At 70.9% G+C, this 13,612-nt stretch carries 11 protein-coding genes and 1 tRNA gene; 1 reads left to right on the top strand and 11 read right to left on the bottom strand.

Annotated features, from left to right (window positions below):
- Position 1: 1 nt before the first annotated feature.
- The 10 genes from AOM05_RS13265 to AOM05_RS13225 all read right to left on the bottom strand — a co-directional run bounded on the left by AOM05_RS13265 (position 2) and on the right by AOM05_RS13225 (position 10,710).
- Positions 2-211, bottom strand: a complete 210-nt coding sequence (locus AOM05_RS13265; RefSeq protein WP_062523034.1) for a hypothetical protein — start codon at positions 209-211, stop codon at positions 2-4.
- Positions 212-242: 31 nt separating this feature from the next.
- Positions 243-398: a hypothetical protein gene (locus tag AOM05_RS14335; protein WP_156165197.1), complete on the bottom strand. Its 156-nt coding sequence runs from the start codon at positions 396-398 to the stop codon at positions 243-245.
- 93 nt (positions 399-491) lie between these two features.
- The gene (gene lysA, locus AOM05_RS13260) at positions 492-1,838 is read right to left on the bottom strand and encodes a diaminopimelate decarboxylase (protein ID WP_082097548.1); all 1,347 of its coding nucleotides are present in this window, start codon (positions 1,836-1,838) and stop codon (positions 492-494) included.
- Entirely contained in the window at positions 1,835-3,508 is a 1,674-nt protein-coding gene (gene argS, locus AOM05_RS13255; RefSeq protein ID WP_062523030.1) for an arginine--tRNA ligase, read from the bottom strand. Before argS ends, lysA begins: the two co-directional genes overlap by 4 nt.
- 9 nt (positions 3,509-3,517) lie before the next feature.
- Positions 3,518-4,300 carry an MBL fold metallo-hydrolase gene (locus tag AOM05_RS13250; RefSeq protein ID WP_062523028.1) on the bottom strand — a complete coding sequence of 261 codons (783 nt, stop codon included), beginning with the start codon at positions 4,298-4,300 and terminating at the stop codon, positions 3,518-3,520.
- A gap of 41 nt (positions 4,301-4,341) precedes the next feature.
- Positions 4,342-4,695 carry a hypothetical protein gene (locus AOM05_RS13245; RefSeq protein ID WP_062523026.1) on the bottom strand — a complete coding sequence of 118 codons (354 nt, stop codon included), beginning with the start codon at positions 4,693-4,695 and terminating at the stop codon, positions 4,342-4,344.
- 38 nt (positions 4,696-4,733) lie between these two features.
- On the bottom strand, positions 4,734-7,493 hold the full coding sequence (locus AOM05_RS13240; protein ID WP_082097547.1) for a family 78 glycoside hydrolase catalytic domain: 2,760 nt from the start codon (positions 7,491-7,493) through the stop codon (positions 4,734-4,736).
- 3 nt (positions 7,494-7,496) lie between these two features.
- Positions 7,497-8,351: a carbohydrate ABC transporter permease gene (locus tag AOM05_RS13235; RefSeq protein WP_062523024.1), complete on the bottom strand. Its 855-nt coding sequence runs from the start codon at positions 8,349-8,351 to the stop codon at positions 7,497-7,499.
- Positions 8,348-9,286 (bottom strand): carbohydrate ABC transporter permease, encoded by a 939-nt coding sequence (locus tag AOM05_RS13230; protein ID WP_062523179.1) that lies wholly within the window; start codon positions 9,284-9,286, stop codon positions 8,348-8,350. The genes AOM05_RS13235 and AOM05_RS13230 overlap by 4 nt, the downstream gene beginning before the upstream one ends.
- Before the next feature lie 77 nt (positions 9,287-9,363).
- Complete coding sequence (locus AOM05_RS13225) at positions 9,364-10,710, bottom strand: ABC transporter substrate-binding protein (protein WP_156165196.1); 1,347 nt, start codon at positions 10,708-10,710, stop codon at positions 9,364-9,366.
- Positions 10,711-10,929: 219 nt separating this feature from the next.
- Here AOM05_RS13225 and AOM05_RS13220 point away from each other — a divergent pair.
- A tRNA-Arg gene (locus tag AOM05_RS13220) sits at positions 10,930-11,005 on the top strand.
- Between the two features lie 299 nt (positions 11,006-11,304).
- On the opposite strand, the gene AOM05_RS13215 is transcribed toward AOM05_RS13220, so the two are convergent.
- On the bottom strand, positions 11,305-13,551 hold the full coding sequence (locus tag AOM05_RS13215) for a beta-glucosidase (RefSeq protein WP_062523020.1): 2,247 nt from the start codon (positions 13,549-13,551) through the stop codon (positions 11,305-11,307).
- Positions 13,552-13,612: the final 61 nt, after the last annotated feature.

Raw genomic sequence — 13,612 nt, 5'->3', positions numbered from 1 at the left:
GTCAGAGGTAGCGCGCCTCGTCGCCGCCCTCGTCCCCCTCGGGCTCGTCCTCGAGGGGGACCACGGGGCCGTCGGCCGGCGCCTCCTCGTCGATCTCGTCCTCGGGGTCCACGGAGGTGTCGTACGCGGCGGCCTCGGCCTCGCGCTCACGCTCGACCGCGGCCTCCATCTCCTCCATCGCCTCGGTGTTGTCGGCGAACTGCTCGCTCATCTCGCTCCTCCTCGTGCGCGCCCGCGGCGCCTCAGCCCTCGTGACGGCCGAGCGGATGCAGGATCTCCATGTCGACGGCGGCCGGCGGGATCACGTCGCCCGCATCCTCGTCGGCCTCCTCGTCCCAGTCGTCCGTCGGGGCGGGGTCGAAGACCCCCAGATGCGGCTTGTCGGCTCCGGTGGACACGGCGGCTCCCTTCGTTCTCGGGGACTCCTCCCAGTCAACCGCGACGGCCGCGCCCGCGCGAGCGGAGCGGCGGGATAGGGACGATGCGCCGGCTCAGTCGGGCGCGACGTCCCAGCTGAAGAGGTCCTCGAGGGTGTCGCGGCGGATCAGCACCTCGGAGGCGCCGTCGCGGACCGCGACCACCGCGGGCCGCAGCACCGCGTTGTAGTTGGAGGCCATCACGCGCCCGTACGCGCCGGTCGCGGGCACCGCGAGCAGGTCGCCGCGCGCCACGTCGTGCGGCAGGTCCACGTCGCGCACCACGATGTCGCCGCTCTCGCAGTGCTTGCCCACCACGCGCGACAGCGCGGGTTCGGCCTCGGACAGCCGCGACGCGATGGTGGCCGTGTACTCGGCGCCGTAGGTGATGGTGCGCATGTTGTCGCTCATGCCGCCGTCGACCGCGACGTACTGGCGCGAGCCGCCCTCGTCGAGGCCCACCTGCTTCACCACGCCCACCCGGTAGAGGGTGAGGCCGGCGGGGCCCGCGATCGCGCGGCCCGGCTCGATCGACAGGTGCGGCCACGTGCCGCCCACCTTCGCCACCGCGGAGGCGACGGCCGCGGCCATCCCGGCCGCAGCATCGTCCGGTGTCAGCTCCTCGCCGTGCGGCGTGTACCGGATGGCGTAGCCGCCGCCCAGGTCCACCTCGGGGAGGTCGGCGCCGAGCTCGGCGAGGAAGGCCGCGCGCAGGCCCAGCATGCGCTCGGCGCTCTCCTGGAACGCCTCGAGCGACAGGATCTGGCTGCCGATGTGGGTGTGGATGCCGCGCAGGTCGATCCCGGCGGCGTCGTGGCAGGCCACCAGCGCCTCGAACGCCGCGCCGGATGCGAGCGACAGCCCGAACTTCTGGTCCTCGTGGGAGGTGGCGATGTACTCGTGGCCGCCCGCGTGGACGCCCGTGGTGACGCGCACCAGGACCGGCGCGGTGGTGCCGAGCTCGCGCGCGATCTGGTCGAGCGTCTCGATCTCGGTGAACGAGTCGACGATGATCCGCCCCACGCCCACCTCGAGCGCGCGGCGCAGCTCCGCGTCGGACTTGTTGTTGCCGTGCAGCCCGATCCGGGCGGCCGGCATGCCGCCGCGCAGCGCGATCTCGAGCTCGCCGCCGCTGGCGACGTCCATGCTGAGGTCCTCGGCGCGCATCCAGCGCGCGACCTTCGAGGACAGGAACGCCTTGGACGCGTAGTAGACGTCCACCTTAGCGCCGTGACGGCCGAAGGCTGCGGTGAACGAGTCGCGGAACGCGGCCGCGCGCGCCCGCATGTCCTCCTCGTCGACCACGTACAGCGGGGTGCCGTACTGGCCGGCGAGCTCGCGCACGTCGACGCCGCCCACGGACAGCGCGCCGTCCTCGCCGCGCAGCACGGTCCGGGAGAACACGGGCGCGGTCACCGTCACATCCTCTCGGGAGCGGAGACGCCCAGCAGGCGCAGGCCGTTGCGCAGCACCTGGCCGGTGGCGTCGTTGACCCACAGGCGGGTGCGGTGGAGGTCCGTGACCTGCTCGTCGCCCTGCGGCGTGACGCGGGTGCGGTCGTACCACTGGTTGAACGCGGCGGCCACGTCCTCGAGGTAGCGGGCGACGCGGTGCTGCTCGCGGAAGTCGACTGCCTGCGCGACGATCCGCGGGAACTCGCCCAGGATGCCCAGCAGCGCGGACTCGGTCTCGTGCGTGAGCAGCGACGGGTCGAAGCCGTCCTCGCGGCGGATGCCGTACTCCGCCGCGTTGCGCGCGACGCCGGAGGTGCGGGCGTGCGCGTACTGGACGTAGAACACCGGGTTCGCGTTGCTCGCGGAGGCGAGCAGGTCGAGGTCGATGTCGATGGTCGAGTCCGCGCTCGAGCGGGCGAGCGCGTAGCGCGCCGCGTCCACGGACGTCGCGTCGACCAGGTCCGCCATGGTGACCACGGTGCCCGCGCGCTTGGACATGCGCACCGGCTGGCCGTCCTTCACCAGGTTGACCAGCTGGCCGATGATGACCTCGACCGAGTCCGCGTTGTAGCCCAGCGCGGCCGCGGCGGCCTTGAGGCGCGCGATGTAGCCGTGGTGGTCGGCTCCGAGGAGGTAGATGAAGCGGTCCGCGCCGCGCTCGTGCTTGTCGCGGATGTACGCGATGTCGCCGGCGATGTAGGCGGGGTGGCCGTCGGACTTGATGACCACGCGGTCCTTGTCGTCGCCGTACTCGGTCGAGCGCAGCCACCAGGCGCCGTCCGCCTCGTAGAGCGCGCCGGAGTCCTTGAGCTCCGCGACGGCCTTCTCGACCTTGCCCGACTTGTGCAGCGAGTCCTCGTGGAAGTACACGTCGAAGTCGACGCCGAAGTCGTGGAGCGAGCGCTTGACCTCGTCGAACATGAGGTGCACGCCGCGGGCGCGGAAGAACTCCTGCATCTCCTCGCGGGGCAGCTCGAGCGGGTCCTTGTCGCCCGCCTCCATCGCCTCGATGAGGACGCGGTTCGCGGTCTCCTGGATGTAGTCGCCGCCGTAGCCGTTCTCGGGCGTGTCCTCGCCGAGGATGGCCGCGACCAGGGACTTCGCGAAGTTGTCGATCTGCACGCCGTGGTCGTTGAAGTAGTACTCGCGGATCACCTCGGCGCCGTGGAACTCGAGCAGGCGCGCGAGCGAGTCGCCCACCGCGGCCCAGCGGGCGCCGCCCAGGTGGACCGGCCCGGTCGGGTTCGCGGACACGAACTCGAGGTTGACGGTGTGGCCCGTGAGGGACTCGCCGCGCCCGTAGTCGTCGCCGTAGTCGACGATCCCCTTGGCGAGCAGGCCCGCCGCGTCAGCGTCGAGGAAGATGTTGATGAAGCCCGGGCCCGCCACGTCCGCGGTCGCGATGCCGTCGATGACGCGCAGGCGGTCCACCAGGGTCTCCGCGAACTCGCGCGGGTTGGTGCCGGCCTTCTTCGCGAGCTGCATGGCGACGTTGGTCGACCAGTCGCCGTGCTCGCGCTGGCGCGGTCGCTCGACGCGCGCCTCCGGGACGTCGAACGGGGACAGCTGGAAGTCGCTGTCGTCGATGCCGGCCAGGATGGCGGCGCGGATGGTCGCGGAGAGCTCTTCGGGGGTCACCAGGCCATTCTAGGCGTGGGCGGGCGCGCTCCACGCGCGCGGGACGCGCACCGCGGCTCCCCGCTCGAGCAGCACGATCCGCTCGCGCGCCGGGTCGCCCTCGACCGCCCGCCGGAACGCGACGCGGGGCTCGGAGAAGTGCGCCCAGTCGTCCACGTGCACCGGCACCACGGTCGCGGCCGGCCACAGGTCCGCGATCGCGAGGGTGCGCGCGGCATCGGCGGTGAGCAGCGCGTTGTCGAGCCGCGCGACGCGGGCCGCCCCGGCGCACTGCAGCACGATGTCCACGTCGGGGAAGTGATGCGCGACGGCGGCCGCGACGTCCACCTCCGAGTTGTCGCCCGAGAAGTACAGCGTGGGCCAGCCCGCCGCCCGGACCACGAACCCGGTCACCTCCGCAAGCAGGTCGCGCATCTCCGTGGGGCCGTGCTGCGCCGGCACCGCGGTCACGCACACCGGCGCGTGGGCGCCGTACAGCGTGATGGAGTGCCACGGCTTGAGCCCCACCGCGCCCGGCAGGCGGGACGATGCGCCGGGCGTGGTGAGCACGTGACCCGCGCCTTCCAACAGGGCCCGGCCGGCGTGGTCGAGGTTGTCCTCGTGCTCGTCGTGGGACAGCAGCACCGCATGCACGTGGCCGATGTGCTCGGGCCCGAACGCCGGACCCGTGAGCTTGGTGAGGTTGCCGTACACGCCCGGCGGATCGAAAGTCGGGTCGGTCAGCAGGGTGAGCCCGGCGTAGCCGATCACCACGGTGGGGCCGCCTACCAGGGCGAGCTCGACGTCGGGCATGGCTCCAGTGTGGCCCGACCCGCGCATCGTCGCCACGGCGGCTACTCGAGGATCCGCGCGAGCGGATCCGCGCACTGGACCGGGAAGGACTCCGCGCACGCCTCGACCCACACCTCGAGCCGCGTGCCCACGTCGAGGTCGGAGGCCACGGCGGCCTCGCCGTCGGGCCGCTCGATCGCGCCCTGTTCCGCGAACTCGAAGGTGGTGCCCTCGAAGTACTCGTAGCCGGGGTCGGGGGCGAATCCGACGGCGATCACGCCCGTCGCGTCGTCGACGCTGATCACCGTGCCCACCGCATCGGGCTCGCGGTCGTCACGCGCGTCGCCGCCGCCGCGGGGCGTGCACGCCGTGAGGGCGAGCATCACCACCGCGACGGCGACGATCCTGGTACGCATGGTTCAGCATGGCACGGCGCGCCGTAGGGCGCGCCGGCTCACACGTCCGCGAGCGCCGTGTCGAGAGCCGACATCACCCCCGGCGGGAGCATCAGCGCGTGCTGCCGGAACGTGCCCTGCGGCCCCCACTCGACCATGGTGAGGAAGCGGGCCGCGCCGTCCGCCCCGAGCGCGCCCTGCAGCGCGGTCTTCGCGGCGGCGTACGCGCCGGGGTTGCGACGGATCTCCACCAGCGGGGTGTCCGCCGAGAAGCCCTCCCACCCGGTGGCTCGCGCCGGCGCGGGAGCGACCCACTCGTGGGTGCCCGAGCCCACCTCGACGGGCTCGTCGGCGCCGGGCACGTGCACCACCGCGGTGGTGTTCGGCGGCACCACCACGCGGAGGCGGAGGCTCTCCCCCACCCGCTCCCAGCCGGCCTCGTGGGTGCCGTACGCGGACTCGAACGTGGCGCGCGCGTGGTCGAGGCCATCGATCGGGAGCGGCCGCACCTCGACCCTGCGGTAGGCGGGCTCGACGGGGGTCAGCCCGGCGAGGCGCCGGTGCATCCAGTCCGCGATGGCGCCGAGCGCGTAGTGGTTGAAGCTGGTCATCTCCCCGGGGTTGACCGAGCCGTCCTCCAGCATCGAGTCCCAGCGCTCCCAGATGGTGGTCGCGCCCATGGTGACCGGGTAGAGCCACGAGGGGTTCTCGTCGTTGAGCACCAGGCGCCCCGCGACGTCCGCGTGGCCGGTGTCGGACAGCGCGTCCGCGATGAGCGGCGTGCCCACGAACCCGGTGGAGATGCGGTAGCCCGCGCGCTCCACCAGGTCGGCAAGCCGGTCGCCCATCGCCTGCCGGCGCGCGTCGTCAACCAGCCCGAAGCCGATCGCCACGGCGTACGCCGTCTGCGCGTCGGACATGAGACGGCCGTTGGCGGTGACGTACTGCGCCAGCCAGGCCGCGCGCACGCGGGAGGCGAGGTCGGCGTACCTCCCGGCCGCCGCATCGTCCCCCAGCACCCGGGCCGCCTGCGCGACCACCCCCGCCGAGCGGAACAGGTGCGCCGTCGCGACCAGGTCCTTGTCCGCCTTCGCGTCCGCCGGGTTCTCCGGCGGGGCGGACGGGTCGAGCCAGTCCGCGAACTGGAAGTCGTCCTCCCACAGGAGGTTCTCGCCGGCGCGGCCGGCCATCCAGTCGACCCACCGGGTCATGGAGCCGAACTGGCGCGCGAGCGTGTCGCGGTCGCCGAAGCGCTGGTAGAGCGTCCACGGGACCAGCGTCGCGGCGTCGCCCCACGCGGCGGTGCCCACATGCGCGGAGTCGAGGACGTCCGGGACCACGAAGGGCACGGACCCGTCCTCGGTCTGCGCGAGCTCGAGGTCCTCGAGCCAGGAGCTGAGGAACGCGTCCGAGTCGTGCAGGAAGGACGCGGTGGGCGCGAACACCTGGATGTCGCCGGTCCATCCGAGGCGCTCGTCGCGCTGCGGGCAGTCCGTCGGGATCGAGAGGAAGTTGCCGCGCATGGACCACACGACGTTCTCGTGGAGCCGGTCGAGCAGTGCGTGCGAGGACGCGAAGGTCCCGGTGCGGCGCATGTCGGAGCCGACCACGACCGCGGTGACGTCCGCGGGGTCGAGGACGCCGGGCCAGCCGTCGAGCTGGGCGTAGCGGAAGCCGTGGAACGTGAACCGCGGCTCCCACACCTCCTCGCCGTCGCCAGCGAGCGTGTAGCGGTCCGTGGCCGCGGCGCGGCGCAGGGTGCGCAGCGCGAGCTCGCCGTTCTCCAGCACCTCCGCGTGGCGCAGGGTGACCGTGGCGCCGGCGGGCCCGGAGACGCGGATGCGCAGGTGGCCCACCAGGTTCTGCCCGAAGTCGAGCACCGTCGCGCCCGAGGGCGTCCGGATCAGCTCGACGGGCGCGAGCTCCTGGGTCGCGCGGACGGGCGGGCTGGTGCGCGGCACCGGCACCGTGTCGACGGGGGACGATGCGGCGGGCACCCAGGTGGTCGGGTTCTCCTTGCGCGCGTCCACGTGCTCGCCGGCGTAGATCCCGGAGGCGATGACGGGGCCCTCGTCCGTGACCTCCCACGAGCCGTCTGTCGCGATCTCCTCGACCGTGCCGTCCGCGTAGGTCAGCGTGAGGACCCCCGTGAAGGCCGGCTGGGCGCCGTAGACGTACCGCTCCTGACCGTGGAACCCGAAGCGCTCGGAGTACCAGCCGGCGGCGAGGTCCACGGTGAGCGTGCGCGTGCCCGCGGCCGCGAGCGCGGTGACGTCCGTCGCGGCGTACGTGTCGCGGACGCCGTAGGTGGTCCAGCCGGGCTTGAGCCGCTCGTCGTCGACGGCGACGCCGTCGACGTACGCCTGGTAGACGCCGTGCGCGGTCGCGTGGAACATCGCGGACACGAGCCCGTCGCGCACGTCGACCGTGCGGCGCAGGCGCACGGGGCACTGCTCGGTGCGCGGACCCGGGTGTGCGATCCACGTCGCGGGCCAGCCGTCGCGGACGCCGCACAGCACCGGCACGTCCTCGCTCCACGGCGACCAGCCGGTCTCGCGCGAGTGCACCCGGACGCGGACGGTGCCGCGTTCCCCGTCGCGCAGCGGCGCGAAGGGCCACGCGACCAGCACGGACGAGCCGCCCGTGATCTCGCGGATGAGCGCGCCGTGCGGGCCGGTCCAGGAGACCTCGGCGGACTGCTGGGTCCAGCCGGGCGCGTCGGTGTCGGTGGCCCAGGAGAGCCGGGGGGTCCGGGTCATCACGACGGCGCCGAAGGCTCCGGAGTCGACGCGGACACGGACGGTGGTGCGGTCAGGCATGAGTCACCCCTTGACGGCGCCGGAGGTCATGCCGGCGACGATCTGACGGTTGAAGAAGATGTACATGAGCAGCATGGGCACCGTGATGAGCAGGATGTCCATGAAGAGCAGGTTCCAGGAGGTCGAGAACTGGCTCTGGAAGTTGTAGAGCGTGAGCTGGACGGTCGCGCCCTGGTCGCCGGGCAGGAAGTAGAGCGGGTTCTGGAAGTCGTTGAACACGAACACGGCCTGGACCACGATCACGGTGACGATCACGGAGCGCAGCAGCGGGAAGATCACCTGGAAGAACAGCCGGATGGGGCCCGCGCCGTCCATGATCGCGGCCTCGTCGAGCTCCCGGGGGATGGTCGCGACGAAGGCGCGGAACATCAGGATGCAGAACGCCATGCCGAACGCGACCTCGATGAAGATCAGCCCGTGCAGCGTCTTGTAGATGCCGAGGGCCTGCATCACCCAGATGGTGGGCACCACGGCCGGCGGGACGATCAGCCCGGCGAGCACCAGGAAGCTGATGAGCCCGTTCCACCTGGTCCTGCGCCGCTGCAGCACGTAGCCGACCAGCGCGGACACGATCACCATCAGCGCGACGGAGCCGACCGTGATGATGGTCGAGTTGATGAACGCGGTGATGAGGATGTAGTCGCGGGTCTGGATGACCTCGACCAGGTTCTCCCACAGGGCCCACTCCGTGGGCCAGGAGAACTGCAGCAGCGAGGCCTCCTGCCGCGACTTGGCGGCAGTGAGGAAGATGAAGATGAACGGGACCACGAACACGACGCCCGTGACGAGGATGCCGAGGGTGCCGCTCACCCAGGAGTAGGTCTTGTTGAGCTTCGGCGTGCCGGTGGCGGTGGTCATCGGTCGACCTCCTTGCGGTTGAGGAACCAGAAGAGCGGGATGATGATCGCCGCCACGAGGACGAAGAGGACCACGTTGCCCGCGGTCGAGAGGCCGTAGAAGCCCGCCTGGTACTGCTTGTAGACCACGGAGGCGAGCACGTCCGAGCTGAAGCCCGGTCCGCCGCGGGTCATGGTCCAGATGAGGTCGAAGGACCTCAGGCCGCCGATGAGCGACAGGATGATGACCGTGGTGGTGGCGGGGCGCATCAGCGGCAGCGTGATGTTCCAGAACGCCTTGGTCGCGCTCGCGCCGTCCACCTTGGCGGCCTCGAAGTACTCCTGCGGGATCGCGACGATGCCCGCGATGTAGATGAGCACCGCGATGCCCACGCCGCGCCACACGTCGGTGAGCGCGACGGAGATGAGGGCGAGGTTCGGGTCGGTGAGCCAGCCCGGTCCCTCGATCCCGAACACGGCGAGGACCTTGTTGATGAGGCCGTCGAACGGGTCCATCAGCACCGAGAAGGTGACGCCGATGCCGACCGCCGAGACCAGCACGGGGAAGAACACCACGCTGCGGAGGTACCCGCGGGCGATGATCTGGCTCGACAGGAACACCGCGATGAGGAGCCCCAGGACCACCTTCATGCCCGAGGTGATGGTCGCGAAGATGATGGTGTTGATGAGGCTCTCGAACAGGTACGGCTCGGAGAAGAAAGTCCGGAAGTTGTCGAGGCCGATGAACTGGGAGTCGAAGATGGTCCATCGCGTGAGCGAGAAGTAGAACGATGCGAAGGTCGGCACCACGAACAGGGCGCCGTAGATGATGGCGGCCGGCAGGTAGAACCACATCGGGTACGGGCTGCGCTTCTTGGCGCGTCGCCGCTTGCCCGTGGGCTCCGGCTCGGCGGGCCAGGCGGACGCGGAGCCGGTCTGAGACGTCGTTGTCGTCATGGTCATGAGTCTCTCCTGAGGGGGCGGTGGGCCCGGCGACGCCGGGCCCACCGCGTGTCGGTCATGGAACCCTCAGGTCACCAGCCTTCGAGGCCCAGCTGCTGGGCCTGCTTCTTGACGTCCTCGTCGTAGAGGGCGGCGCCGTCCTCGGCCGAGCGGATGCCCGAGCCGACCTCGACGGTGATGTTCTCGAGCGCGGGGCCCTTGATGGGCGACAGGAACTCGAGCGCGGGGCCGGTGTTGCCCTCGTCGAAGTACGGGAGCATGTCCGCCACCATCTGCGGGACGTCGTCCGGCAGCGTGCAGCCGTCCACGAAGTACGGGCCCTGGGCGCCCACGGCCTCGGTCTGCACGTCGCAGGCCTCGGGGGTGGCGACCCAGTTCATGAAGGCCTTGACCGCGTCCGCGTTCTCGGTGGTGGCCGGGGCGTAGATGCCGGCGGCGAGCCACGTGGTGAGCGGGCTCGGGCCCGACTCGCCGGGAATCGCGAACACGCCGACGTCGTCGACGTTGTCGGGAGCGTTCGCCTGGATCTCCGCGAGCGCGAAGGTCAGCATCGGGTAGTGCGCGCCCTCACCGGTGGCGACCATGCGGGCGCCGTCGGCGAACGTCGCGGAGGCGAAGTCCTTGTTGAGGTAGCCGGCATCGAAGACCTCCTGCTGGTGCACGAAGCCGTCGATGGCGGGAGAGCCGTCCGCGTACTTCACCTCGTTGGCGGTGTACTTGTCCGCCCACTCCGGGTCCGCCGCGAGCACGTTGGCGAAGTCGCCGAGCACGAACAGCTGCGAGGTCCAGGTGTCCTTGAAGGTCTGGATCACCGGAGCGGCGTCGGACTCGTCGAGGATGACCTGGTTGTTGGCCATGAACTCGTCCCACGTGGTCGGGACCTCGAGGCCGAGCTCCTCGTACAGCGGGATGTTGTAGAGCATCGCGCCGCCCATGGCGGTGCCGGCCGGGACGCCGTAGAGCACGCCGTCCGCGGTGACGCCCGACTTGTACGTGTCCTGAATCGCGCCGGCGTTCTCGATGTCGTCGATCGGCAGCAGCGTCTGCGTGGGCGCGAGCGCCTGGAACAGCGAGCCCGAGTTGTAGAAGAAGAGGTCCGTCATCTCCCCGGTCTGGAGGCGGGTCTTGATGATGTTGTCGCCCTCGGTGCCGCCGGGGCGCTGCTCGATCGCGAACGTGACCTCGGGGTGGGCCGCGGTGTACGCGGCGGTCAGCGCCTCGACCACGCCGATGCTGGTCTCGGCGTTGTCGACCAGGAAGCTGAGCTCGACGGGCTCCATCGCCTCGGTGGTCTCGCCGCCGCCGGCGGATCCGGACGGTTCGGGGTCGCCCCCCGAGGAGCAGGCGGCCAGGCCCAGGGCCGAGACCGCGATGACGGCCGGGAGCGCGAAGGCACCGCGGCGGAGACGGAAAGGCATCATTGTCCTCCTGTTCCGGCGGGCACCTTTGCCCTGCCGTTGAACCGATTCAAGCACGGGGGCCCTAGGTCCCGCAAGGAATTGTGTAACGATTCAATAACGTGTACGTCACGATCCGCCCGCACGCCTCGGGTGCAGCGCGCCGCGGCGCGCTGCCGCCGCGTGTCCGTGCCGACGCGCCCTGCTGATATCCTCATTCGGCCCGGCCAGTCCGGGCATGCCCCCGTAGCTCAGCGGATAGAGCGCCGGTTTCCGGTACCGTAGGTCGCAGGTTCGATTCCTGTCGGGGGCACCATCCGACACCTGGTGTCGACGCACGCAAGGCCCCTCGTACGAGGGGCCTTCGCCGTTTCTGGGGTCGCTGTCGTGCCACGTTCCTCGGGCCTCCACGCCAGGCTGGGCAGACCCGCGCGCCAGGCTGATACGCCGGTGCAGAGATCGGGCCTCCGATCTGCGCGATCGGATCAGATTGCCGAGGCGAGCACCCACGGCGCCGCGCCGCACGCACCCGAGGCGCCCCCCGCATCGTCCCGTCACCATCCGGACAGCACGGGAGGCCCGAGGCGTACGCCCCGGGCCTCCCGCGCCTCTCCCCTACTTCTGCGTGAAGGTGTCCTCCAGCACGGTGTCGACCGAGCCGCCGACGTGCACCGTGAAGGTGCCGGTCGGGGTGGTCCACTCGCCGGACGCCTCCTCGAAGTACTGCAGCAGGCGCAGGTCCTCGAGGTCGTCGCCGGTGAACGTCACCTGGACGTTCTTGTGCTCACCCGGCTCGAGCGTCACGCGCTGCCAGCCGGCGAGGCGCTTGGACGGCTCGCCCGCGGAGGCCGGCAGCTCGAGGTACACCTGCGCCACCTCGGTGGCGGCGGTGTCACCCGTGTTGGTCAGCCGGAAGCGGACGCGCACGTCGTTCGTGCCCGAGTGGGACGTCGGCGTGATCTGCAGCTTCGAGTACGCGAAGTCCGTGTAGGTGAGGCCGTGACCGAAGTCGAACAGCGGATCCACGCCGTTCGCCTCGAACCAGCGGTAGCCCACCTCGAGACCCTCGGAGTACTCGACCTGGCGGATGCCGTTGATGATCTCGACGCCGGGGTACTGCTCCGCGGTGAGGAGCGGACCGGTCTCGAGGTCGGGCGTGAACGCCATCGGCAGCTTGCCGGACGGGGCGACGTCGCCGAAGAGCAGCGAGGCGAGCGCGGGGCCCACCTGCTCACCGGCGTGCCACGCCTCCATGACGGCAGGGACGTCGTCGAGCCACGGCATCTCCACCGCGCTGCCCGTCTGCAGCACCACCACGGTGTTCGGGTTGGCGCCTGCGACGGCCTCGATGAGCGCGTCGCCGCCGTTGTCGAGCACCATGTCGGGCATGTCGGAGAACTCGCCCTGGTTGGTGTACCCGAACACGATGGCCACGTCCGCGGCCGCGGCGTCGGCCGCCACGCTCGCGAGCTCGGTGCCGCCGTTGAAGGTCACCGAGGCGCCGTCCTGGGCCGCACGCTCGGTGATCGCCGTGAGCGGGTCGATGATCGCGTCGCAGTTGAGCACGTTGCCCGTGGTGCCCGTGCTGCAGGCCCGGATCGCGCTGATCCCGTTGGTCGGGGTCTTCGAAGCGGTCGCACCGATGATCGCGATCGAGTCGCCCGACGCGGGAGCGAGCGGGAGCGCCTCCTCGTTCTTGAGCAGCACCATCGACTTCTGTGCGATCTCGAGCGCGAGCGCCTTGTGCTCGGGCGTGGACGCGTTCGCCGAGGTGTCGGTCGGGAGCGGGTGGTCGAACAGGCCCTCACCGATGTAGGTGGAGATGACGCGCTTGGCCGCCTCCTCGATGCGCTCCTGCGTGATCTCGCCTGCCGCGAGCGCAGCGTCGAGCCGCGCCGGCGTGAACCAGCGGGGACGGTTGAGCTCCTGGTCCATGCCCGCCATCAGCGAGGGTCCGGTCGAGTGCACCGATCCGAAGTCGCTCATGATGTAGCCGCTGAAGCCCACCTCGTCCTTGAGGACGTTCTGCATGATGGGGTCCTCGCAGGCCCACACGCCGTTGACCTGGTTGTACGAGCACATGATGCTGCCCGGGTCGGAGTCGGTGACGGCGATCTCGTACGGCAGGCTGTAGATCTCGCGCGCGACTCGCTCGGACATGTTCGACGAGCTCGCCGAACGGTCGAGCTCCTGCTCGTTCGCGTAGTAGTGCTTGAGGTTCGCAACCACAGGCTTGTCGGGGTCGTTCTCGTCCTCGATGCCACGCATGGTCGCGCCGGCGAGGAGACCCGAGAGGACCGGGTCCTCTCCGAAGTACTCGGAGGTGCGGCCCGACAACGGCGCGCGGGCGCTGTTGACGCCGGGGCCGAGCACCACGTTGCGGCCCTTGTCGAAGGACTCGTCCGCGATGGCGGCGCCGCGCTCGACCTGCAGGTCGAGATCCCAGGTCGCGGCGTTCGCGACCGGCACAGGCCACGCCGTGGTTCCCGCGGTCCGGTGGATGCCCTCCGCCCCGTTGGTGTAGACGACGTTGGGCGTGCACTCCACCTGGGCCGGGTAGATCACGGGCGCCTCGCCGGTGAACCCCGGGTTCCACTGCACGCGCGTCGGGCTGTTCGCCGGCTGCTCCACCAGCCAGCGGTAGATCTGGTGCTGGGAGCTCGCATCGAGAAGCGCATCGGCGCGCTCGCCCGCGGTGAGGCTCGTGTCCATCCAGGGGACGGTCGAGCAGTCGAGTGGCTCGTCCGCGGCGGTCGCCGTGGTCGCGATCGCAGGGACCGCGATGGCGCCCGCGGCCAGGACCGTGAGCGCGGCGGAGGCACGGCGCCGCTGGCGCCCGCCCGGTGTCAGTCGTAGGGACATTGATGCTCCTTCTCTCGCCTTTGAGAGACCTTGCGGCCAGGTTGAACCGCTTCAACCCGAT

This window comes from Demequina silvatica, assembly GCF_000971215.1.
Classification (GTDB): domain Bacteria; phylum Actinomycetota; class Actinomycetes; order Actinomycetales; family Demequinaceae; genus Demequina; species Demequina silvatica.
The sequence above is the reverse complement of the archived record's forward strand: the minus strand, read 5'-3'. Positions and strand labels throughout refer to the sequence as shown.